The following is a 22,387-nucleotide window of genomic DNA, read 5'->3' as shown; positions in this document are numbered from 1 at the left end:
GAGCCCGGGGCTGGCCCGGCGGCGGGCACGAGCAGGAGCGTTGTTCATCGCGCCCAACCTCGCGGCGGTGGCCGTGTTTCTGCTTTTCCCGCTGGGGTTTTCGCTCTACCTGAGCTTCCACTCCTGGGATCTGTTCAGCGCGCCGCGGTTCGTGGGTGTGGACAACTATCGGAAGCTGTTCTCTCAGGACCCGCTGTTCTATATCGCGCTGCGCAATTCGGCGGTCTTCACCGTCCTGACCCTGGTGCCGACGGTGGTGATCAGTCTGGTCATCGCCGCGCTGCTGAATCGGAAGCTGGCCGGTATCGGGGTGTTTCGTACTATCGCGTTCCTGCCGCTGGTGGCGTCCACCGTTGCCATGGCCGTCGTCTTCCGGTTCATCTTCGCCAGCAACGACGGGCTCGCGAACCTGGTGCTGGGGTGGGTGGGGCTCGGACCGGTGCCGTGGCTGACCGAGCCGGGGTGGGCGCTGGTGACCCTGAGCCTGGTCACGGTGTGGAAGAGCGTGCCGTTCGCGACGGTGATCCTGCTGGCCGCCATGCAGGGGGTGCCCGAGAACCTGTACGAGGCAGCGCGAATCGACGGTGCGGGAGCGCTGCGCCGTTTTCGGTCCATCACCGTGCCGCTGATTCGCGGCGCGCTCTCGTTCGTCTTCGTCATCACCGTCATCAATTCGGTGCAGGCCTTCGATCAGGCGTACGCCCTGACCGGCAGTAACGGCGGGCCGGAAACGGGCACGTATGTCCTGGGAATCATGCTGTTCCAGAACGCTTTCCGCTTCTACGAGGTCGGCTACGCCTCGGCGCTGGCCTGGGTGGTCTTCGCCATCCTGCTGGCCCTGACCCTGATTCAGCTGCGCTTCTCGCGCCGCGCCGAGGCCGAACTGTGAAGCGGGCGTTGCTGATCTACCTAGCCCTGATCGCGGTGGCCTGGTCGGCGCTGGCCCCCGTCCTGTGGGCGCTGACGACCTCGCTGAAGTCCGACGGCGAACTGGCCGACCCCGCCGCGCTGCCCGCGCGTCCCCGATGGTCCAACTACACGGACGTTTTCGATGTCATCCCGCTCGGCCGCATGCTGGCGAACACCGCCGTCTACGCCGCCTGCGTCACCGCGGGTCAGGTCTTCTTCTGCTCGCTGGCCGGGTACGCGTTCGCCCGCCTGCGCTTCCCGGGCCGCGACGCGGTGTTCCTGGCCTACCTCGGGACGCTCATGGTTCCGCTGACCGTCACCGTCATCCCGCAGTTCCTGCTCATGCGTGCGTTCGGCTGGATGGACACGCCCTGGGCGATGATCGTGCCCGGCCTGTTCGGCAGCGCCTTCGGGACCTATCTCATGCGCCAGTTCTTCCTGACGCTCCCCGTGGAATTGGAGGAGGCCGCCACCCTCGACGGCTGCACCCCCTGGCAGATCTACTGGCGCGTCCTGCTCCCGCACGCCCGCCCCGCCGTCATGGTCCTGGCCGTGCTGACCTGGATCACCGTGTGGAACGACTTCCTCTGGCCCCTGATCATGATCCAGCGCAACGACTACGCGACCGCCACCCTCGGCCTGGTCCGGCTGCAGGGCCAGTACTCCACCGACTGGCCCCTGCTGATGGCGGCGGCGATGGTGATCCTGCTGCCCCTGCTGCTGCTCTACGCCGTGACCCAGCGCGCCTTCGTGCGCGGCATCGCCATGTCCGGCCTCGGCGGTCGCTGAGGCCGTGCGTATTTCGCTGGTGTGGGACGGGGCGCTGCCCCATGATTGGCAGGCCGATTCGTCGTCAGGGCCCGGCACGGCGTCCGGGCCGGTGGGGAGAGCACATGTTCGAGCCGATCGAACCCGCACCGATCCAACCCGCGATTCTGCTGGACGTGGACGGCCCGCTGAATCCGTTCGCCGACTGCGACCGGCCCCGCTCCGCGACCTACCGGCCGCACCTGTTGCGTCCCACTATATTTCCCGGTCGTCCCGCCGAGAACCGCACGGTGTGGCTGGATCCCGGGCACGGTGCGCAGCTGCTCGAACTCGCTGCCGAGACCGGTGCCGACCTGGTGTGGGCGACGCTGTGGGAAGACGAGGCCAATCGGCTGCTCGGTCCGGTGCTCGGGTTGCCCGAACTCGAGGTGATCCGCTTCGCGGGCAGCGCCTTCCAGCACTCCGGCGGCCACCACGCCAAGATTCGCGGCATAGATTCCTGGGCGGGCCGGCGGCCACTGGTCTGGTTCGATGACCAGTTTCAGCCGCTGGACGAGGACTGGGCCATCGGCCGCTCCGCCGACATCGCCCCGACCCGCATCATCCCGATCGACCCGACCGTGGGCCTCTCGGCAGCCGATGTCGATGTGGCCAGGGAATTTCTGCTCGATCACTGTTCCGACGGAGTCGACTCGCTGTAGCGCCGGGCCAGAGTGCGCAGGTGCGCCACCAGTTCGGGCGGCCCGTCCACCCGGAAGTCCATCATCAGCATGCTCAGGTAGATCGCGATGGTCTCCAGCGCGTCCGCCCCCGTCAGCAGGCGGCAGGTGTGCTCGGTCAGCGGCTCGACGATGCCCACCGCCGGATTGATGCGGGCGATCACCGTCGCGGCGGGCTGCAGCACGGTGACCTCGGCGTGCACCTTCCAGCCCGAGAGCGAGACCTCGCGCAGCACGAAGCCGACCAGGTCCTGCTGGGGCAGCGGGCGCGGGGCGAAGGGCCGGTCGCCGGGCGCGAGTTCCCCGATGGACGCCACCGGCAGCGCTCGCCAGGTGTGGGTGTGCAGGTTGTAGGCCACCAGGAACCAGCGGCGCGTGGCGCTGATCAGGCGGTAGGGCTCGTACTCGACGCCGTCCGCGCGCAGGGTGCGAGCGGCGCGGATGGCGGTGGCGACGGTGGCCAGGGTTTCGGCGGGGACCGGCGCCTCGGGTTCGCGGGAGCCGATGACCGCCGGACCGACGTCGGTGGCGGTGCGGAGCGCGGTCACCTTGCGCTGCAGGCGTTTCGGGAGGATGCGTTCCATCTTCGCCAGGGCGCGCGCGAGGGTGGCGTCGATGTCGGCGACGCCGGTGCTGCCCTTGGCGGTGAGGCCCATGGCGACGGCGATGGCCACCGCTTCCTCGTCGTCGAGCAGCAGGGGCGGCATGGTCGCGCCCTGCCCCAGGCGATATCCACCCACCGCGCCCCGTTCGGCGTGCACCGGATAGCCGAGTTCGCGCAGCCTGGCGATGTCCTGGCGCAGCGTGCGATCGGTGACGGCCAGGCGTTCGGCCAGCTCACGGCCGGTATGCGTGCCGTTCTGCAGCAGGGAGAGCAGGCGCAGCAACCGGGTTGTGGTGGAGGTCACATTGTCAGCTTTCGGTCGGCGGATCTATTAGGAAGAAAACAAGCCTAATTGCCTCATACCTTTATCTCAACGGATCGAAACGACCGAAACGAACTGAGAGGCAAGACAATGAACGCCACCGAGAACACCGCGAACAACACCCCCGCCGCCGCCCTCGCCCCCGTCTGGCGCGAGGTGCTCGCCACCTCCTACCGGGCGCTGACCGACGCGGTCGCCGGCGTCGCCGACGACCAGTGGCAGCTGGCCACCCCCTGCTCGGAATGGACTGTGACGCAGGTGGTTCAGCACGCCGCCGGGGATCAGCTGGCCTACGCCTCGGCGCTCGGCATCGGCGCCGGCCCGGCCTACGACCCCTTCTCCCCGTCCGGCGCGATCGAGGGCACCCCGGCCAAGCTGATCGCGGCCGCCGTGGATGAGACCGCCACCGCGTGGGCGACCGTCTCCGACGACACCGAGGCCGTGCCCACCCCGCTGCCCTTCGGCGATCTGCCGACCCCCGTGGCCGGTGTCCTGTGCGCCATGGACGCGGCGGTGCACGCCTGGGACATCGCCATCGCCACCGGTCAGCCGTCCCCGCTCACCGACGAGATCGCCGGGCACCTGCTCACCGCGGCCCGCGGGCTGATCGAGCCGCTGCGCCAGTACGGCGTGTTCGCGGACATCGTCGAGCCCGGTACGCCGAGCGCCACCCCGGTGGTGGACGAGCTGCTGGAGTACCTCGGCCGCGACCCGCGCGCCTGAACTACTGGCAGAATGCGCCTACCCGACGGTAACTTGGTGGGCGGGCCAGCGAGTGGTCTTGCTGGACCCGCCCGGGCGGCACGCAGCCGACGAAGGGAATCCCCGCCGTGCGCATCGCCGCCGTCATCCTCGGAGCGCTCCTCCTGCTCACCGGAGCCGGAGCCGCCGCACCCCCGCCCGCCTTCGAGTGGCAGGCGGTGTGGACCACCGCGACCCAGCGGCCCGGCGACAGTTTCAACTGGTCCACTTCCGGATTCGGGAATCAATCTGTGCGACAGGTGATTCGGGTCAGCGCCGGGGGCTCGACCCTGCGGCTGCGACTGTCGAACCGATTCGGCGATCGGCCGCTGGTGGTCACCGGGGGGACCATCGCCCGCAGCGCGGGCGGCGCCGCCCTGTACCCGGAAAGCCTGCAGCCCTTGACCATCGGGCGCGAGTTCACCTTCCGGATCGACGCCGGGGCCGAGGCCGTGACCGATCCGGTCGCCCTCCCCGTCGCCGCGCTCGAAGCGCTCACGGTCACACTGTATTTCGCCGAGGCCACCGGTCCGGCCACCTACCACGCGCTGACCCCGAATACCGCGTACCTGGCCTGGGACGACCACCGCGCCGACGGCCCCGGCGACGCCTTCGCGGTCACCTCCACCTCCTTCTACTACCTGGACGCGGTCGAGGTCGCCGACTCGCACCCGCACCGGCCCGCGGTCGCGCTGTTCGGGGATTCCTTCACCGAGGGCGTCGGATCCACCCGCGACGAGCACAACGCCTATCCCGATCAGCTGGCCGAACTCCTGCTCGCCCAGGACCGCCGGCGCGCGGTGCTCAATCTCGGCATCAACGGCAACTGCGTCATCGCCGATTCGCAGTGGCTCGGTGAAGGCGGGTTGACCCGATTCCAGCGCGACGTGATCGCGCGTCCCGGGGTCGGCACCGTGGTGATCCTGCAGGGCATCAACGACATCTGGGTCGGTGGCGCGAACCTGGCGCTGGGACCGTTGACCGGTGGCCTGACCGCCGACCAGGTGATCGAGGGCCTGCGGGGCCTCATCGCCCAGGCGCGGGCCGCGGGTCTGCGGGTGATCGGGGCGACCATCGCACCGGTCGGCCGCTCCACCTTCGACAGCGGGGACCGGGCCAGATATCTCGAACGCGAGGGGGTGCGCCGGGCGGTCAACGACTGGATCCTCGGCTCCGGCGAGTACGACGCGGTCGCCGACATCGCGACCGTGCTGGCCGATCCCGCCGCCACCGACCGGCTCGCCGCGGTCTACGACATCGGTGATCACCTGCACCCCAACGACGCCGGTCACGCGGCCATGGCGGCGGCCGTCGCGGCGGTGCTCGACTGAGCGGTCGCGGCGCTGCGGGACCGAGCTGTGCGGCGGGCCCACGCTGTTGCGGCGGTGTCGGGCCAAGTTGTTGCGGCGGTGCCGAACCGAGCCGTTCCGGCGGTACCGGACCTTGTTGGTGCGGCGGTGACCGACCGCGGCGTAGCAGCGGTGCCCGGCCGAGTCGGCGTGGACGCGGGTGAACACCCGCCACCGATTCCGGTTATGTTGTCCGGTGCGGGCCGCGCCGCAACGATCTCGAGGCCGAGGGCCTGTCGCGCGCCGCGGGATTTGCTGTCGGGGAATGCGGGAGTTCGAAGATGCTGCGCAGCGGTGAGGTTTTCGCCGAGTATGTGGTCGAAGGCGAGCTGGGTCGCGGCGGCATGGGTTCGGTGTTCCTGGCCCGGCATCCGCGCCTGCCGCGATTGACTGCGCTGAAAGTGCTGAATCGGCACCTGTTCTCCGATCCGGAGAGCCGGGCCCGTTTCGATCGGGAAGCCGAACTCGTGGCGCGGCTGGATCATCCCAACATCGTGGCGATCTACGATCGCGGCGCCGAGGGTGAACAGCTGTGGATCTCCATGCAGTACGTGGACGGCCCGGACGCCTCGGCGGTTCCCGATCACGAGATGACCGCCGACCGCGCGGTGCGCATCGTCTCGGAGGTGGCCGAAGCGCTGGATCACGCGCACAGCCGCGGCGTCCTGCATCGCGACATCAAGCCCGCGAACATTCTGCTGGAGCAGTCCGCGAACGGGCGGCCCGAACGAGTGCTGCTGACCGACTTCGGAATCGCGCGCCTGCGCGATGACGCCGGGCATCTGACGCGCACCGGAACCTTCACCGCCACTTTGGCTTACGCGTCGCCCGAGCAGCTCTCCGGCGAGCAGCTCGACGCCCGGGCCGATCAATACTCGCTGGCGTGCACGATGTTTCGGTTGCTGACCGGGGTCGGTCCGTACGAGTCCGATCATCCGGCCGTGGTGATGCAGGGGCACCTGTACGAGCAGCCGCCGTCCCTGTCCGCGATCCGGCCGGATCTGCCGGTCGCGCTGCACCGGGTGCTGGCGCGGGCCATGGCCAAACGGCCGCAGGATCGGTTCGGATCCTGTGCGGAGTTCGCCGCGGCGGCGCGGCGGGCGCTGGCCGACGGGATCGACGCGACCGCGACCGTGCCGTTCACCGGCGCACCGGCGCGCGCGGAACAGACGCGGGTGATCGCGCCGCCGAGCGCGCCCGCGCCGCGCCGTTCGCGCCGCGGGCTGTTCGCGGGCATCGGCGCCGCGGTGCTCGCCGTCGTCCTGGCGGTGGCCGCGGGCCTGTTCTTCATGGACCGGGGCGCCGCGGGCAATCAGACCTCGGCCGGCGACCTGGACGCGCTGTGGGAGGCGTTCCCGCGCATGGTGCCGGTCGACAAGGGACGCAAGGAAGGCTTCAACGCCGCCACCTGCAAGAGCTACGAGCCCAAGGACCGCCCGTCGGACAGCGACGACGGCCTGGACGTGGGCCGCTGGACCGCGCAGTGGGAGTGCGACGGCGGCGGCAGCTACAAGGACCCGACCTTCCGCTTCTACGCCTATCGCTCGGCCGACGACGTGCGCGCGGTGACCGCCCTGCTCGACCCCGCCACCAGGTTCACCGAGGACAACCGCGGCACCTCGTACGTGAACTATCGCGTGAAGTCGTACTGGGGTGAATCGATCGTCACCGTCTTCCTGGACACCGATGATCGCGCGCCCTTCCTGATGTACTCGCGCCCGCGTTCCTCGAGCGACAAGCCCGACATCGTCGCGTGGTGGAAGACGACCCGGCTGGACTAGTCGAGCGGGTCGCGGGCGATGGGGCAGGTCATGCAGTGCCCGCCGCCGCGCCCGCGCCCGAGTTCGGCGCCGACGATGGTGATGACCTCGACGCCCTGTCGCCGCAGCTCGGTGTTGGTGTGCGTGTTGCGGTCGTACGCGAACACCACCCCGGGTTCGGCCGCGACCAGATTGTTGCCGCTGTCCCACTGCTGGCGTTGATTGGCGTAGTAGCCGCCGCCGGTCTCCACCACGCGCAGCGTCGCGAGGTTCAGCGCGTCCGCCACGACGTCCAGGAACGACGACGTCTCCTCGGTGACCTCGACGCCCGCCGCGGTATCCCCCGGCCGCAGTGAGAACGTGTGAATCCCGTCCACCACATCGGGATACGCGGTTACCAGGTCGCGATCGGCGAAGGTGAAGACGGTGTCAAGGTGCATGGCCGAGCGCAGTTTGGGCATGCCGGCGGCGATGACCCGGGTCGCGGCGCCGCTGTCGAACAGGACCTTGGCCAGCTGGGCCACGGCCTGTCGTGAGGAGCGTTCGCTCATGCCGATCAGTACCGCGCCGTTGCCGATCGGCATGACGTCGCCGCCCTCGAGAGTGGCGTTGCCCCAGTCTTTTTCGGGGTCTCCCCACCAGATTCGCGCGCCGGTGAAGTCGGGGTGGAAAGTATAGATCGCCTTCATCAGCAGCGTTTCGTCATGGCGTGCGGGCCAATACAGCGGATTGAGCGTGACGCCGCCGTAGATCCAGCAGGTGGTGTCGCGGGTGTACAGCGTGTTCGGCAGCGGCGGCAGCAGGTATTCGCGCACCCCGGCCTGTTCGCGGGCCAGCGCGCGGTATCCGGCGGCGTATTCACCGGGCAGGTCCGCGACCGCCATACCGCCGATGAGGTACACCGCGAGGTCCCGGTCGCTCAGTTCGGCCAGGTACGAGCGCACCTCGTCCACCAGGCCGAGTCCGACCTGGTTCACGGTGATGGTGCGGTCGAGCAGCCAGGCGCGGGCCTCGGGGATCGCCAGGGTGGCGGCCAGTACCTCGTGCAGTTCCACGACCTCGATGCCGCGATCGCGCATCTTGGTGACGAAGTCGAGGTGGTCGCGCTTGGCGTTCTGCACCCACAGCACGTCGTCGAAGAGCAGGTCGTCGCAATTGGACGGGGTGAGCCGGTCGTGGGCCAGGCCGGGGGCGCAGACCAGGACCTTGCGCAGGGCGCCCACCTCGGAGTGCACGCCGAATGCTGTCGGGCTGTTCATGATTCGGTCTCCTCAGATGGATATCAAACCGGTGGCCAGGGCGATGATCGCGGCGATCGCGCCGAGCACGGTGATGGCGAACAGCACCGATTCCGCCGGGCTGAACAGCTTTTCGCCACGCTCACGGCGCGAGAGGATGAACAGGACGGTGCCCGGGGCGTAGATGATGAAGGACAGCAGGACGAATTCGAGTCCGGCGACCAGGATCATGAAGGCGGTATAGAACGTCGCGACGCCCGCGATGAACAGTTCCCGGTTGCGGTCCTGCGGGCGGATCTCGTCGTAGGTCTCGCGGGTGCCCGCCAGTTTCAGCGCGTACGCCGCCGCCAGCAGATACGGCACCAGCGACAGCGCGCTGCTGAGCTTGAGCGTGAAGGTGAAGGCGTCGTCGGAGAACAGGGTGGTGAGCAGGACCAGCTGGATCAGCACGGTCGTGAAGGTCACCGCCACGACCGGCACCCGATTGGCGTTGACCCGGGCCAGGAACGAGGGCATGTCGTCGTCCTCGGCGGCGACGAACAGCACTTCCGCGGCCATCAGTGTCCAGGCGAGGTACGCGCCCAGTACCGAGACGATCAGCCCGATGCTGATGAACCACGCGCCCCACGGGCCGACCGCGGATTCGAAGACCGGCGACATCGAGGGCTGCTGCATGCCCGACAGTTCCTCGCGCGGCACGATGCCGAAGGACACCATGGTGACGGAGGCGAAAACCGCCAGCACGCTGAGGAATCCGAGAATCGTGGCCCGGCCGATGTCCGCGCGGCTGCGGGCGTAGCGGGAATACACGCTCGCGCCCTCGATGCCGAGGAAGACGAACACTGTGATCAGCATGGTGGCGCGCACCTGGCTGAACAGCGATTCGGTGTAGCCGTCGCCGCCCCAGAAGTTGTCGGCGAACACCCCGGGGTCGAAGTAGAACAGCAGCACGATGACGAAGACCAGGATGGGCACGATCTTCGCGATCGTCACGATCTTGTTGATGGTCGCGGCCTCCTGCACGCCGCGCAGCACGGTGAAGTGGAAGGCCCAGATGAAGACCGTGGACAGCAGGACCGCGGGCACGGTATTGCCCTCGCCGAAGATGGGCAGCACCTGACCGAGGGTCGACTTGATCAGCACCCAGTAGGAGACGTTGCCCACGCACGCGCTGGCCCAGTAGCCGAACGCCGAGATGAAGCCGAGGTATTCGCCGAACCCGGCCTTGGCGTACGCGTAGACGCCCGCGTCGAGATCGGGTTTGCGGACCGCGAGGCTCTGGAAGACCAGGGCGAGGGTGAACATGCCGGTGCCCGCGATGGTCCAGGCGATGATCGCGCCGAAACCGCCGGTGGCCTGGCCGAAGTTGCGCGGCAGCGAGAACACGCCCGCGCCGACCATCGAGCCGACCACCATGGCCGACAGGGTGAGCAGCGGCATGGTTTTGGCGGGGGTGTGGTGGGTCTTCGTGGCCAAGGCTGCATCCCTTCGACCGGCGGCCGGCTCCCGTGCCCGGGAGCGGCGGACACTCACCGCGACTTATCGGCTATCTACGGTGCGGCGTCTTCATCAGTTGCATAGCTGTTCTCATGCGGCAAATCGACCATTGCACATCGGAATCGCAAATTACAGGCAATCAATGAACTCTTTGCGGTGCCGACACCGGCGGGTGTGCCCTCGCGCGCGGGGCGTCCGGTCGTGCGGCGCCCGCCGCGCCCGCGGCCCGGGCCGTCCGCGCCGCCCGGCGTGTCCGGGTGGTGAGTGCGCAGGTAAGCTCTCTTTCTCGTGAGTCTCACCCTCGGAATCGTCGGCCTGCCCAACGTCGGAAAGTCGACGCTGTTCAACGCGCTGACCCGCAACGACGTGCTGGCGGCGAACTACCCGTTCGCGACCATCGAGCCGAACACCGGTGTGGTGCCGCTGCCGGATCCGCGCTTGGGGGTGCTCGCGGAGATCTTCGGTTCCGAGCGGCAGCTGCCCGCCGTGGTGACCTTCGTCGATATCGCGGGCATCGTGAAGGGCGCCTCCGAGGGCGAGGGCCTGGGCAACAAGTTCCTGGCCAACATCCGTGAGGCCGACGCCATCTGCCAGGTCGTGCGCGTGTTCGCCGACGATGACGTGGTGCACGTGGACGGCAAGGTCGATCCGCTGGCCGATATCGAGGTCATCGAGACCGAGCTGATCCTGGCCGACATGCAGACCTTGGAGAAGGCGGTCGTCCGCCTGGACAAGGAAGCGCGCATCAAGAAGGACCGCAAGCCGGTCGCCGATGCCGCCAAGCAGGCGCAGGACATTCTGAACAGCGGCCGCACCCTGTTCGCGGCCCAGAAGGAGCTCGATGTCGAGCTGCTCAAGGAACTGTCGCTGCTGACGATCAAGCCGTTCCTCTACGTCTTCAACGCCGACGAGGCGGTGCTGACCGACGAGGCCCGCAAGGCCGAGCTGAAGGCGGCGGTCGCCCCTGCCGACGCGGTGTTCCTGGACGCCAAGATCGAGTCCGAGCTGATCGAGCTCGACGACGAGTCGGCCCTGGAGTTGCTGGAGTCGATCGGCCAGTCCGAGCCCGGCCTGCACGCCCTGGCCCGCGCCGGCTTCCACACCCTCGGCCTGCAGACCTACCTGACCGCGGGCCCGAAGGAGTCCCGCGCCTGGACGATTCACCAGGGCGACACCGCCCCCAAGGCGGCCGGCGTGATCCACACCGACTTCGAACGCGGCTTCATCAAGGCCGAGATCGTCGCCTACAAGGACCTCGTCGAGGCCGGCTCGATGGCCGCCGCCAAGGCCGCCGGCAAGGTCCGGATCGAAGGCAAGGATTACGTGATGGTCGACGGCGACGTGGTCGAGTTCCGCTTCAACGTCTAGGTTTTCGCGGGGTCGCGCCCGCACGGCTATACCGAGCCCCACCCGGTTTTCCGGGTGGGGCTCGGTCGTTCACACGGGGTTCGGCCGGAAGTTACTGTCCCAGAGCCTGTCCCAGGAGGGTGCGGGCCAGGGCCTGGGCGAGGGGGGAGAGCTGGGTCGACCAGGACCCGTCGATCAGGGTGGAGGGGACGGTCGTCGTGGTGCAGGCGGGTCGGGCGGGGATATCCGAGGCCAGGGCGTGGTCGAGCCAGGTGAACGTGCCGCCGGTGGAGGTCAGGGCCTCGATGCTGTGATTGCTCACCAGGTCGGGGAGGTCGTCGCGGACGTAGGTCACCGACGCGCCGCCGGCGCAGTAGCGGGCGACCAGGTCGTCGACCGACCGGATCGGGCTCACCTCGTCGTGGACGGCGTTCACCACGTACAGGGGCGTTGTGGGCGTCGCGGTTCCGCGGGCGCGTTCGGCGATGACCGCGCGGATCACCGGGTCGGCGAGCACCTGATCGAGGGGGACCGTCAGCAGGTCGGAGTGAGTCACAAAGAGGTTCTTCGCGACGGTCGTGGAGACGCAGTCGCGGCCCGCGGCGGCGAGAACCGCGCGGGCGTGCGGCTTCAGGTACGGATCGAGCGCGGCGGAGAACTCGGGGGAGTCGTGCAGCAGCGCCGCGACGCCCATGGCGATCAGGCCGCCGGAGACGCGGCCGCTGACCGAGTGCATCGCCGCGGCGAGATCCGGTACAGGTGCACCGAGCACCGCACCCACGATGTTCAGCTCCGGGGCGTAGGACGGGTGCATCTCGGCGGCCCAGCTGGTGCCGACGCCCCCGCCCGAGTACCCGGTCAAGGCGGTGCGGGTGGCCGCGCCGTCCAGGCCGAGGGGCGCGAAAGCCTGTGCGGCCCGAATCCCGTCCAGCACCGTGTATCCCATGACGCGCGGGGTGAGGAAGCGGTTGTCGATGCCGCCCGGATCCGGAATCGACACCGCCCAGCCACGATCCAGCGCGGCCGCGACCTGCAGGGCCTCGCCCGGCGGCGGCGAGGACGCGTCGTTCGCGGTCAGCTGGTAGGACGGCATGCACACGCGCTGCACGGCGTCGTAGGCCACCTGCACCGACAGCAGCGGACGCGGCCCGGATCCGCCTGCCGGGACCAGCACGGTGGTCACCGCCGCGTAGGGATTCCCGTCGGAATCGGTGGTGCGGTAGAGCAACTGCCACGCGCCGACCGCGATCGGAACGGACGGCGCCACGTCGACCGGAACCGATCGGCTGGCGAGAATCGTTCCGGGCGTGGTCGATTCGTATCCTGCGGGTGGATCGTAGAAGTGGTCGATCGGTCCCACCTGTGCGGCAACGGGTTCGGCGGAATCGGGCTGAATGGTGAGCGGATCGGCGGCCGGATCGGCGACGGCAACCGGAACTCCGGCCGGGCCGTGGACGCCGGCCAGCACGAGCGCGGCCGAGACCGTCGCCGAACGGATGAGGGCGGCGAACGGCCGGCGCGCGCGGGCGGTGTGATGAGTCTGCATCGTTCTTCCGAGTGATTCGAACACGGGTGGGAACCCCGGCGCCGCGCATACCCCATGCGATGCGCGGTGCCGGGGAAAATCTGTCGGTCTGCTACGAAATCGGTTCGCTCAGTGCGATATTCACCCAGCTGGGCGCCTCCGGATCCAGGCGCAGATGCTGCGGTGCGAGCTTGCTGTCGACGAGAATCGGCATGGGCGGCAGGCCCTTCGGGAAGTTGCTCGCGTACACGTCGACGCGCAACCGGTGCCCGGGCTGCAGCACCGCCTCGGTGGGATCCAATGCGATGTCGAGCACCAGCGGCTCACCGGGTGTCACGAGCTCTCGCCGGTCGAGATCGATGTGATACACGGGCCGGGTGTAGTCGCCGTCGGCCGTTCTCGTGCTGCGGGATTCGTCGATCTGACGCAGCGACGCCACCAGCTGGCCCGAGGTGAGCTCGCGCGAACGGCCGTCGGGCGACACGTCGTTCACGGTGACGACCCAGTACCCGTCCGGCTGATCGAGCACGGTGTTGAGGTGTGCGCTGACGGGACCGGAGATCACCGTCGGCCGGGTGACGGGCGCGCTGGTGAAGCTGAGGCCATTGTTCTCCCAGATGCGCGAATCCTCGCCGCAGGCCATGACGATCGAGGGCACGCCCGCCAGGATGCGCGCGGTGTCACGCGAGCACACCCCGAGCACCCCGGGCGCTACCGTCAGATCGCGCACGCCGCCCTGCCGGGGCTCGCCGGACAGCCCGCCGTCGTACAGCGAGTTCGCGGTGCCGGAAACCTCATCGTTCAAATACATACGGCGGTAACCGGTTTCGGCGGACGGTAGGGCGTCCGAGGCGATCCATCCGCCGCCCTGCTGCAACAGTGTGAGCGGGCTGAACCGGTCGATGCCGTTGTCGATGCCCTTGAGCCACCTGTCGAACCACGCGCGCTGCAGCACATCCAGTCGCGGCGGCATGCCCGGATCACCGAAGCCCTTGACGCCCGCACCCGCGTGGAAGCCCTCGCCGACGACCAGCTTCTTGCGGTCCGGGGTCTGCGGCAGCGCCCGGTAGGTGTCGGTGGGCGTGCTGCCGAACAGATCCCACCAGCCGCTGACCATGAAGGTCGGCGCGGTGACGTTCGCGCTGTCGGCCTTCAGTCCCCGGCGCAGATCCGAATCCGGATCCATCAGATCCCGCGTTCCCGCGGTGAGCTGGCCGGTGTTCATCGCCGTGTAGGCGTTGGCGACGACGTCGACCATGGTCAACGGGTCGGCGAGCCTGTCCTGCAACCACTTCAGCTGCTGCGCGGGATCGAATCTGCCCGCGATGATCGACTCGACGTCGGGTGCGAACTTGGCCAGGTTCACCACCATCGGCCAGAAGGCCGCGAAGCCGAAACCGACAGCGCCGCCCGGGGCCACGATGTCGTTCACCAGGTCGCCGCTGCCGATGTAGCTGAAGACGGCCTTGATGGCCGGGTTGCCGCGGTCGGCGGCGCGCAGGGCGGCGATGCCGGTGGCGGAGGTGCCCTTCACCGCCACGCCGCCGTCGCTCCAGGGCTGCGCGGTGATCCAGTCGATGATCTCGGCCGCGTCCTGCCGCTCCTGATCGCCGAACATCTGCCACTTGCCCTGGGACGTCCCGGTTCCGCGGATGTCGACGTGCACCATGTTGTACCCGGCTTTGACCAGGTCGAAGTTGTGCAGGAAGGTTTGCACCGCCCCCGAACGCAACTGCTGACTCAGATCGGTGAGGCCCTCGAGCCCGGATCCGGGCGGCGCGCTGATGGACCCGATCCAGGGCAGTAGCACGTCGTCCACGCCGGGCACCTGCAGCAGCGCCGACGCCAGGTTGATCGCGACCTTGCTGTAGGTCTCGAACTCGACGATCGTCGGCAGCCTGGCGTCGATGGCCCGCCCGCCGCTGCCGGGGCGGGTGACATCGAGTTTGATCACCGTTCCGTCGCTCAGGGTGACCGGTTGCGCCAGGTCCGGAATGATCTCGGCATACGGTTGCGGCCCATCGACCGCCGCGGTCCAGGCGGCCGCGTACCGCCCGCCGTCGATCCCGGTGAATTCGGGCTCGGCGGTTGCCACCGGACGGATGAATAGGGTCGCCACGGCCACGCCGATAACGACCACGCTCGCATTTCTGGCGAACAATCGTGCCCCCACCCTCGATTTCATATCGCTCCACATTCATTCGGAAAATCCGAAACATCAACGTTTTCCGGAGTTCGGCCGCATCGGCCGATGACGAGTTACCGGCGGGTAGGGACTGTAATGCGGGCCACATCGGAACGGCAACCGGTCGCTTTACGCATCGATCGGGCAATCGCCTGGTCAGAAGCCTGTGGACGGCTATTTATCCCACGGCGACAATATTTTTCGCCCCCGTGCCCTGGTGAATAGGGAAGCGCGCTTTTCCCGTTCCCGGAAACGTTCGGAGCATTGCGGTGGATCGCCGATCTGCATTAGCGTCTTTACTCGCTAGTAGCCATGGGGAGGTATCCGGCCGCCCCCGCGGGAAAGGCGATCCACACATGGTGACCACGGCACGAGCCGCCGGCCTGCGCGACTATCCGGCCCTCGTCGACGAGTTGGGCGGTGACGGCGCGGCGCTGCTGACCCGCTTCGGAATTTCCCCCGCCGCGGTCGCCGACGACGCCGCGATCATCCCGGCCGAGTCGATCGGCTGGGCGCTGGAAGCCGCCGCCACCGAGCTGGGTTGCCCGGATTTCGGCCTGCGGCTGGCCGCGCGTCAGGACACCGCGGTCCTCGGTCCGCTGGCGGTGGCGGTGGCCAACGCCGAGACGATCGGGGACGCCTTCGATTTCGCCGCGCGCTTCGTGTTCACACACAACAGCGGGATCTCGCTACGCCTGATCGATGACCCGGAAGGCCGGCCCGAGGTCATCGGCCTGCAATACCGGGATACCGCCGCCGCGACCGGTTTCGCGCAGGGCGTCGGTCTGTCCGCGGGCACGATTCACAAGAATCTGTGTCAGATGGCGGGCGCGAACTACGGACTGCTCTCCATTCACCTGCCGCATCCGCCGCTCGCACCCGTGCAGCTGTACACCGAATATTTCGGCGCGCCGGTGGTTTTCGAGTCCGAGTACACGGTTTTCCGGCTACCCCGCGAGCTGCCCGCCCGTCCCATCGCGGGCAGCGACCAGACCCTGCGCGCCATGTCCGTGGACTACCTGACCAGGAATTTCCCCGCCCTGGACCACACCATGAGCTCGCGCGTCCGTATCGCGATCGAGCAGGTGATCACCACGGCCAAACCCGATATCGGCACCGTGGCGCGGGCGCTGATCATGCACGAGCGCACCCTGCAGCGCGCGCTGGCCGCCGAGGGCACCACCTTCAACGAGGTCCTGGACATCACCCGCCGCGACACCGTCTACCGGCTGCTGTGCGAGACCGACCTGCCGATGAGCCGGATCACCGCGCTGGCCGGGCTGCGCGAGCAGTCGGCCCTGACCCGGGTGGTGCGCCGCTGGTTCGGCACCACACCCCAGCGGATCCGCAGCTCGGCCCGGGCGCGGCACGGCGTGCCCACGGCGATTCGCGTCCGGCCGGTGGCGCGCGAGGAAGGCTGAGCGGTCAGTCCCCGGAAAAGCTCACGCCGGTCAGCTTCTCCGACAGCTGCCAGATCCGGCGGGCGTCCTCCGGACTGCGGAGCCGGGAGTAGAGCTTCTGTTCGGCGGGTGCGCCGCCCAGGTGGCCGGGGCCCTTCGGGCCGTACAGGCGGCCGCCGCGGGCGTCGGGGGCGGTCGCGGCGTAGAGGGCGGGGAGTTGGGCGGTCTCGACGGTGCCGAGGAGGATGCCCCGGGCCGACAGGGCGCGGATCACGCGGACGCCGAGGGTGTCGCGGTCGCGGCCCACCTCGGGACGGGCGGCCAGTAGGTTGGTGGGGGCCACACCGGGGTGGGCGAGATTGCTCGTTATCGACCAGTCGTTCTCGCGGGCGCGGCGGTCGAGTTCGAGGCCGAAAAGGCCCAGGGCGATCTTGGATTGGCTGTAGGCGTTCTGGCCGCTGTAGGAGTTCTCCCAGTTCGGGTCCTGCCAGTTGATCGCGCCCCGGTTCGCCGAGACGCTGATCTGCGAGGTGACCCGGGCCCGGCCGGCGCGCAGCAGTGGCAGCAGGCGGGCGACCAGGGCGAAGTGGCCTAGATGGTTGGTGCCGAATTGGAGTTCGAACCCGTCGGCGGTGGTCTGCCGGTTCGGCGGCGTCATCACCCCGGCGTTGTTGATCAGGAGGTGGATCGGGCGATCCTCGCGCAGCAGGGTCTCGCCGAGCTCGGCCACCGAATCCAGTGCGGACAGGTCGAGCCGGTACAGCGAGACCTTCGCCCCGGGCGCGGTCCGCTCGATCGTCGCGACGGCCGCCGCGCCCTTGTCCGGATTACGCACGGGCAGCAGTACTTCGGCGCCTGCGGCAGCGAGCCGGGTGGCGATGCCGAGGCCGATCCCGTCGCTGCCGCCGGTGACGACGGCGCGCTTCCCGGACAGATCGGGAACGGTGATGTCGATGGGCGTGCGCGGCATTTCTTCGCTCCTCGTGTATGGGTCCCCGGTACGTCGAAAGCCTCTTCAACATAGAGGCATCCCGCGCGTCGGCCGCCCGTGTCGTCACAACGCCGAGCCCAACCCGGTGTTTCGGGGGAGCGTGGCCGGAGGTTCGCCACGACCCGGCGGGGCCGTCACGGACGAGGAACGTGGCGCCGCCCACCGGTCACTCGAGGTCTGGAATCGCTGTCTCAGCGAACGTCGTTCTCCCGCTGCGCCTTACGCTTGGCACGCGCCATCCGCAGCAGATATCCCGGCGTCGGCGGCACCCACCCGAGCTGTACCGCCTGACCGAGATCGTCCCGATTGGCCCAGTGCTCGATCACCTTGCCGTCCGCGATCCGCAGCCAATGTGACTGCGTCACAGCGAAAGTCTTCCCGGTCGGCGGGAAGACCTGCTCCACGCTCCCGTCGGCGCCGTAGGTCACGAACGGTCCGGTGTGCCGGCCGTGCATGGTGGTGTGCAGGGCGACCAGGTCCCCCTCCACGACCGCGGACTCGACGGTGTGCCGCAGCTCCGAGTACGCCGAGCGCAGCCACAGCGCCGTCGCGTAGTAGGCCGCTGGACCCCGCCCTCGCGTGTCCGGCGGCTCGGCGGCGGCCTCCCGGTTGGTCGCCTCGGGGTGGATGACCGCGTCGAAGTCGGCGAGTTCGCCGTCGGCCATGATGCGCACCGAGCGAATCGCCAGTGCCCGTGCGAATTCGGCGGTGGTCGGGGCGGTGATGTCCATGCGGGACCTCGCAATCCGGAGCGTGTCGGCCTGTGTCCCCAGGAGATATCGGTCGAACCACCCGTCGCGTTCGATCCCGCCATCGATTCGGTAGCGCGCGAGCCCGCGCGCTGGGGCGCCGTCGGCGACCCGTCGGGACCCGTTCGTCGCCTACGGTGAAGGCGTGAACGAGATCGCGACGGTCGAGGCGAACGGGCTGGAATTCGCCTACCACTCGGCCGGTCCCGCCGGTGGTCCGCTGGCGCTGCTGCTGCACGGTTTTCCGGATACGCCGCACTCGTGGCGGCATCTGTCGGGGGCGCTCGCCGGGGCGGGATACCGCGTGATCGCGCCGTATACCCGGGGATACGCGCCGACCGGGGTGCCCGCCGACGGCGCGTACCAGGCCGGGGCCCTGGCGTCGGACGCCAACGCGCTGCACGCGGCGCTCGGCGGTGGCCCGGATGCCGTTCTCGTCGGCCATGATTGGGGCGCGCCCGCGGTGTACGGCGCGATCGCGGCCGCGCCGGAGCGCTGGCGCCGCGCCGTGACGATGTCCATGCCCCCGACCACGGCCCTGCGCGCCGGATTCCTCGGGTACGAGCAGCTGAAGCGATCCTTCTACATCTTCCTGTTCCAGACGCCACTGGCCGAATCGGTCCTCACGCCCGATTTCATCGCCGGCCTGTGGCGCGACTGGTCACCCGGCCACACCGAGGATCTGACGCCCGTCTTCGAAGCCCTGCGCGCCCCCGAGAACATCGCCGCCGCCCTCGGCTACTACCGCACCATGCTGAAACCGGCCCGCCGCCCGGGAACCACTGCCGCGCAGCCCCTTACCGCGAGCAAGGTGCCCACCCTCTACCTGCACGGCGCGAACGACGGCTGCCTGGGCCTCGAGGCGATCGATCCCGAGATCGAGAATCACCTGCCCCCGGGCTCGCGCGGAGCGGTCATCGCCGAGGCCGGTCACTTCCTCCAGGTGGAACAGCCGGGCGCGGTCAACACCGCCGTCCTCGAGTGGTTCGCCGGCGAGAATCTCTGACCGGCGCGGGAAAGCTCGAAGTGTGCTCGAGGCCGACCGGCGGGTTCGGAACGCGGGCGATCGGAGTCGCCGCGACCTCGCTCGGCGTTCGGTGCCGTTATCGGGCGTCTCGGCTCGCGCCGTGACGATGCGGGGAAGCCGCATCCGGTACCGCTGCCCGGCACACCCGGGGTGAGCTGCGCCGACACCTCGCGGAGACGAAAGTCGTTGCGGCAGAGAACCGGATTAATCGGACGCTTCGGCGGTTTCCGCCTTGCGTATCGCATTCCGCGAGCGTGTCGCGCCCGGACAATCCCGCCCGGCAGCCCGATTCGGGACTATCCTCCGACATCGGCGGGGAAGTGTGCTGGCAATTCGCGGGATCTGTTTCGGTGGGCGTGATTCGGGAAACCCCCTTACTGCTGCAGGCGTGTGCCGGCTATCGGCGCTCGGTGCGGGTGCGCGGTTCCCGGGCCGAGTCGCTTATCGAGCAAGGCGATCAGGAGCGGAGGAACAGCCGTGAATTTTCGACCGACAGCGCTTGGCTACATTCGGAGTGATGTCTCCCGGGTGCAGCAGGCTTGGGACGAGGAGCAGATTCGGAGCCGTGCCCGCAGGCTCGGGTACGACTTCGCGAAAATGATTGTGGTGGACGGGCGTTGCAGTGACCGGCCACTGGCCGGTTTGAAGGCCACCATCGCGCGGACCCGGGCGGAAGCGGTGTTCGTGCCGGGTATCGAGCACTTCCAGGACGGCGTCGTGCCCGCGCATCTGATCCAGGTGACCGACGTGATCACCGTGAATCCCTTCGCCACCTACGCCAGGTGGTCGAACGGCCTGGTGGATTCCGCGGGGCAGGGGACGGCGGATACGGCCTAGTGCCGCGGCGTTCGCACCGCCGTCCGCAATCCCCGATACCCGCCGACCCGCGTCTACAGCGGGGATTGGCGGATGGCGGTGAACACGCGCAGACAGTGCTCGGTCATCTCCTCCGGCGAATAGCCGGGATGATCGCGCCACCAGGTGATGGTGGTGGAGACGATGCTGAACCACCAGGCCAGCAGGAGCGAGTGATCCTGCGGCGCGGACACGCCCGCACCGTGCAGCACTTCGGTGACGCCCTCCGAACCCATCGTGTTGAGGGCGCGCTGATAGCCGTGGGCGCGGTCGTACGCCTCGCTCGGGCGGGGCAGCGTGGTGTCGTAGATGATCCGCCAGTTCTGGGTGCGGCCGTCCAGCGCCGCGAAGATGCCGGCGAGGGTCGCCAGCGCCTTGCCGTGCGCGCCCGGCACGACCTGGGCGTCGGCGACCGCCGCCACGAGGCTCTCACCGGCGCGCCGCACGCAGGCGGCGTGCAGGCCGTCGCGCGAGCCGAAGTAGGTGTAGATGAGGGGCTTGGAGACCCCGGCCGCGGTCGCGATGTCGGCGACGGAGGCGTTGGCGTAGCCGCGATCACCGAACTCGCTCGTGGCGATGTCGAGAATCTGCTGTTCGCGCTGTTCGCGCGGTACGCCCTTGGTCCCGGCGCGGCCCACGGTGCTCATCGCGCCGGTGTCGCGGGGTCGATCAGGACGCCGGGGTTGAGGATTCCGGCGGGATCCAGGGCCGCCTTCGACGCGCGCAGGGCGACCGCGAACGGGTCCGGGCGCTGGGTGTCGTACCACGGGCGGTGGTCGCGACCGACGGCGTGATGGTGGGTGATGGTGCCGCCCGCGGACGAGAGTGCCTCGGACACAGCGGCTTTGATCTCGTCCCACTGTTCCACCGTCCGGCCCCACTGCCCGGCGGCGTAGATGCCGAAGTACGGTGCGGGACCGTCGGGGTAGACGTGGGTGAAGCGGCAGGTCACCACGCCGGTGATGCCGAGAGCCTCGAAGACCCGGGTGGCCGCGTCGCCGACCGCGGCCCGCAGTTCGTCGAAACGGTCCCAGGTGCAGGCGGTTTCGAAGGTTTCCACGATCATCGACTGCGCGGCGAGGGCGTCGCGCTGGTACGGCATCCGCAGGAAGGACGATCGCCAGGTGTCCGCCGCGCCGGTGCGAGCCGAATCCTGTTCCGAGTCCGAGGAACTCACGCCGTCGGGGGTGCGGCCGCCGTGGTCGTGGCAGATCTGCACGGCGCGCGACAGCGCCGCGTCCACCGGGTGATCCGCCGATTCGAAACCGAGCACGAGCACGCCGCCGGATGTCGGCGTACCCGCGTTGAGGAAGGCCTCCATCGGGTCGAGCAGGCGGCAGTTCGCCGGGAAGAGCCCGGACTGGGCGATGGTCCGGGTCGCGGCGACCGCGGCGGAATAGTCGTCGAACAGCACCGAGGCCCCGGCTCGCCAGCGCGGTCGCACCTGGACGCGCATCCACGCCTCGGTGATCACGCCGAGCACGCCCTCGGACCCCAGGAACATGCGGTCCGGCGACGGCCCCGCACCCGAACCGGGCAGCCGGCGCGATTCGCTGGTTCCGACCGGCGTCACCACCCGCATCGACTCGACCATGTCGTCGATATGGGTGTAGACCGTGGCGAAGTGCCCGCCCGCGCGGGTCGCCAGCCAGCCGCCGAGGGTGGAGAACTCGAACGATTGCGGGAAGTGCCGCAGGGTCAGGCCCTCGGTTTTGAGCGCCTGCTCCAGGGCCGGGCCGAGCATGCCCGCTTGAATACGCGCGGCCCGGCTGGTGTGGTCGACCTCCAGGACGCGGTTCAGCGCACCCAGATCCAGCGAGACGACGCCGGCGTAGTCGGCGGTGCCGCGCGGTTCGACCCCGCCCACCACCGACGTCCCGCCGCCGAAGGGGATCACGGCGATCCCGGCGGTGGTGCACCAGTCCAGGACGTCGACCACATCCTGTTCGGTGCGCGGGCGCACCACCAGATCCGGCACGTTGTCCACGCGTCCGAGCAGGGTGCGCACCACATCCCGGAAGGCCTGGCCGTGCCCGTGCGCGACCCGGTCCCCGAGATCGTGGGAAGCCAGTTCCGCCAGCGCTTTCGGCGCTCGGACACGAGATTCGGCCACGGTCAGCTCGCGCAACGCCGGCGCCTCGTGCACCGAGAGGTCCGCGTCCGGCGCGATGGCCGTGACCCGCCGCGTGAGCGCCTCCCGCTCCTTGCCGGTGACCGCGTCCTCGACGTTCCCCCAACCCCACCACGACCGCGTCACAGCCGTCTCCTCTCGCTGCCGCCCATTAATTGAACTGAAGGTAATTTACTCTGAATTCAATTACAAGGGTCGCAATCGCTCGGAGCTCGCCGAGCGGAGGGCCGCTGAGATCGAGCGCTGTCGAATCTTCCCGCGGACCGGGAC

At 69.1% G+C, this 22,387-nt stretch carries 19 protein-coding genes; 10 read left to right on the top strand and 9 right to left on the bottom strand.

All coding sequences use genetic code 11. From position 1 onward, the window contains the following. The first annotated feature begins 10 nt into the window (after nt 1-10). The 3 genes from ACWDOP_RS31570 (at nt 11) to ACWDOP_RS31560 (ending at nt 2,378) form a co-directional block, all read left to right on the top strand. Nucleotides 11-889: a carbohydrate ABC transporter permease gene (locus tag ACWDOP_RS31570; RefSeq protein ID WP_456347988.1), complete on the top strand. Its 879-nt coding sequence runs from the start codon at nt 11-13 to the stop codon at nt 887-889. Then, nucleotides 886-1,698, top strand: coding sequence for a carbohydrate ABC transporter permease (locus tag ACWDOP_RS31565; RefSeq protein ID WP_456347979.1), 813 nt, complete (start codon nt 886-888; stop codon nt 1,696-1,698). Before ACWDOP_RS31570 ends, ACWDOP_RS31565 begins: the two co-directional genes overlap by 4 nt. Nucleotides 1,699-1,802: 104 nt before the next feature. Beyond that, a complete protein-coding gene (locus ACWDOP_RS31560) occupies nt 1,803-2,378 on the top strand; it encodes an HAD domain-containing protein (protein WP_456347978.1) in 576 nt (191 codons plus the stop codon). Here ACWDOP_RS31560 and ACWDOP_RS31555 read toward each other — a convergent pair. Further along, entirely contained in the window at nt 2,348-3,304 is a 957-nt protein-coding gene (locus ACWDOP_RS31555; RefSeq protein WP_456347977.1) for a helix-turn-helix transcriptional regulator, read from the bottom strand. The genes ACWDOP_RS31560 and ACWDOP_RS31555 overlap by 31 nt on opposite strands. 108 nt (nt 3,305-3,412) lie before the next feature. Here ACWDOP_RS31555 and ACWDOP_RS31550 point away from each other — a divergent pair, with 108 nt between their 5' ends. The 3 genes from ACWDOP_RS31550 (at nt 3,413) to ACWDOP_RS31540 (ending at nt 7,193) form a co-directional block, all read left to right on the top strand. Continuing rightward, nucleotides 3,413-4,045, top strand: coding sequence for a TIGR03086 family metal-binding protein (locus tag ACWDOP_RS31550; RefSeq protein WP_456347976.1), 633 nt, complete (start codon nt 3,413-3,415; stop codon nt 4,043-4,045). 107 nt (nt 4,046-4,152) lie between these two features. Then, nucleotides 4,153-5,394: a GDSL-type esterase/lipase family protein gene (locus ACWDOP_RS31545; protein ID WP_456347975.1), complete on the top strand. Its 1,242-nt coding sequence runs from the start codon at nt 4,153-4,155 to the stop codon at nt 5,392-5,394. A 299-nt stretch (nt 5,395-5,693) separates the two neighbouring features. Continuing rightward, nucleotides 5,694-7,193, top strand: a complete 1,500-nt coding sequence (locus ACWDOP_RS31540; RefSeq protein WP_456347974.1) for a serine/threonine-protein kinase — start codon at nt 5,694-5,696, stop codon at nt 7,191-7,193. On the opposite strand, the gene ACWDOP_RS31535 is transcribed toward ACWDOP_RS31540, so the two are convergent. Next, complete coding sequence (locus ACWDOP_RS31535; protein ID WP_456347973.1) at nt 7,190-8,431, bottom strand: arginine deiminase; 1,242 nt, start codon at nt 8,429-8,431, stop codon at nt 7,190-7,192. The genes ACWDOP_RS31540 and ACWDOP_RS31535 overlap by 4 nt on opposite strands. A gap of 12 nt (nt 8,432-8,443) precedes the next feature. Further along, complete coding sequence (locus ACWDOP_RS31530; RefSeq protein ID WP_456347972.1) at nt 8,444-9,886, bottom strand: basic amino acid/polyamine antiporter; 1,443 nt, start codon at nt 9,884-9,886, stop codon at nt 8,444-8,446. 309 nt (nt 9,887-10,195) lie between these two features. On the opposite strand from ACWDOP_RS31530, the gene ychF reads away from it, so the two are divergent. Then, nucleotides 10,196-11,275: a redox-regulated ATPase YchF gene (gene ychF, locus ACWDOP_RS31525; RefSeq protein ID WP_456347971.1), complete on the top strand. Its 1,080-nt coding sequence runs from the start codon at nt 10,196-10,198 to the stop codon at nt 11,273-11,275. Nucleotides 11,276-11,366: 91 nt separating this feature from the next. Here ychF and ACWDOP_RS31520 read toward each other — a convergent pair whose 3' ends face one another. Beyond that, nucleotides 11,367-12,800: a lipase family protein gene (locus ACWDOP_RS31520; protein WP_456347970.1), complete on the bottom strand. Its 1,434-nt coding sequence runs from the start codon at nt 12,798-12,800 to the stop codon at nt 11,367-11,369. A gap of 91 nt (nt 12,801-12,891) precedes the next feature. Then, nucleotides 12,892-14,874, bottom strand: coding sequence for a CocE/NonD family hydrolase (locus ACWDOP_RS31515; protein WP_456347969.1), 1,983 nt, complete (start codon nt 14,872-14,874; stop codon nt 12,892-12,894). A 446-nt stretch (nt 14,875-15,320) separates the two neighbouring features. Between ACWDOP_RS31515 and ACWDOP_RS31510 the strand changes: the two genes are divergently transcribed. Further along, complete coding sequence (locus tag ACWDOP_RS31510) at nt 15,321-16,385, top strand: AraC family transcriptional regulator (protein ID WP_456347968.1); 1,065 nt, start codon at nt 15,321-15,323, stop codon at nt 16,383-16,385. Nucleotides 16,386-16,389: 4 nt separating this feature from the next. On the opposite strand, the gene ACWDOP_RS31505 is transcribed toward ACWDOP_RS31510, so the two are convergent. Together ACWDOP_RS31505 and ACWDOP_RS31500 are read right to left on the bottom strand one after the other, a co-directional pair. After that, complete coding sequence (locus ACWDOP_RS31505) at nt 16,390-17,334, bottom strand: SDR family oxidoreductase (RefSeq protein WP_456347967.1); 945 nt, start codon at nt 17,332-17,334, stop codon at nt 16,390-16,392. A gap of 212 nt (nt 17,335-17,546) precedes the next feature. Further along, a complete protein-coding gene (locus tag ACWDOP_RS31500) occupies nt 17,547-18,086 on the bottom strand; it encodes an ester cyclase (RefSeq protein WP_456347966.1) in 540 nt (179 codons plus the stop codon). A 163-nt stretch (nt 18,087-18,249) separates the two neighbouring features. Between ACWDOP_RS31500 and ACWDOP_RS31495 the strand changes: the two genes are divergently transcribed. Together ACWDOP_RS31495 and ACWDOP_RS31490 are read left to right on the top strand one after the other, a co-directional pair. Then, on the top strand, nt 18,250-19,110 hold the full coding sequence (locus tag ACWDOP_RS31495) for an alpha/beta fold hydrolase (protein ID WP_456347965.1): 861 nt from the start codon (nt 18,250-18,252) through the stop codon (nt 19,108-19,110). A 549-nt stretch (nt 19,111-19,659) separates the two neighbouring features. Continuing rightward, nucleotides 19,660-19,968 carry a hypothetical protein gene (locus ACWDOP_RS31490; protein ID WP_456347964.1) on the top strand — a complete coding sequence of 103 codons (309 nt, stop codon included), beginning with the start codon at nt 19,660-19,662 and terminating at the stop codon, nt 19,966-19,968. Nucleotides 19,969-20,021: 53 nt separating this feature from the next. Here the strand turns inward: ACWDOP_RS31490 and ACWDOP_RS31485 are convergent, their stop codons facing one another. Beyond that, complete coding sequence (locus tag ACWDOP_RS31485) at nt 20,022-20,633, bottom strand: TetR/AcrR family transcriptional regulator (protein WP_456347963.1); 612 nt, start codon at nt 20,631-20,633, stop codon at nt 20,022-20,024. Then, a complete protein-coding gene (locus ACWDOP_RS31480; RefSeq protein WP_456347962.1) occupies nt 20,630-22,243 on the bottom strand; it encodes an FAD-binding oxidoreductase in 1,614 nt (537 codons plus the stop codon). Before ACWDOP_RS31480 ends, ACWDOP_RS31485 begins: the two co-directional genes overlap by 4 nt. Between the last annotated feature and the right edge of the window lie 144 nt (nt 22,244-22,387).

It is taken from the genome of Nocardia sp. NPDC003693 (assembly GCF_053981095.1).
Note: the sequence above shows the minus strand (reverse complement) of the source record. Positions and strands in the feature narration are given on the sequence as shown.

Bases quoted from the DNA above. Each gene is read 5' to 3' on its own strand.
- ACWDOP_RS31560 (WP_456347978.1), top strand. From the start codon at position 1,803: ATGTTCGAGCCGATCGAACCCGCACCGATCCAACCCGCGATTCTGCTG.
- ACWDOP_RS31550 (WP_456347976.1), top strand. From the start codon at position 3,413: ATGAACGCCACCGAGAACACCGCGAACAACACCCCCGCCGCCGCCCTC.
- ACWDOP_RS31540 (WP_456347974.1), top strand. From the start codon at position 5,694: ATGCTGCGCAGCGGTGAGGTTTTCGCCGAGTATGTGGTCGAAGGCGAG.
- ACWDOP_RS31535 (WP_456347973.1), bottom strand. From the start codon at position 8,431: ATGAACAGCCCGACAGCATTCGGCGTGCACTCCGAGGTGGGCGCCCTG.
- ACWDOP_RS31520 (WP_456347970.1), bottom strand. From the start codon at position 12,800: ATGCAGACTCATCACACCGCCCGCGCGCGCCGGCCGTTCGCCGCCCTC.
- ACWDOP_RS31510 (WP_456347968.1), top strand. From the start codon at position 15,321: ATGGTGACCACGGCACGAGCCGCCGGCCTGCGCGACTATCCGGCCCTC.
- ACWDOP_RS31505 (WP_456347967.1), bottom strand. From the start codon at position 17,334: ATGCCGCGCACGCCCATCGACATCACCGTTCCCGATCTGTCCGGGAAG.
- ACWDOP_RS31500 (WP_456347966.1), bottom strand. From the start codon at position 18,086: ATGGACATCACCGCCCCGACCACCGCCGAATTCGCACGGGCACTGGCG.
- ACWDOP_RS31485 (WP_456347963.1), bottom strand. From the start codon at position 20,633: ATGAGCACCGTGGGCCGCGCCGGGACCAAGGGCGTACCGCGCGAACAG.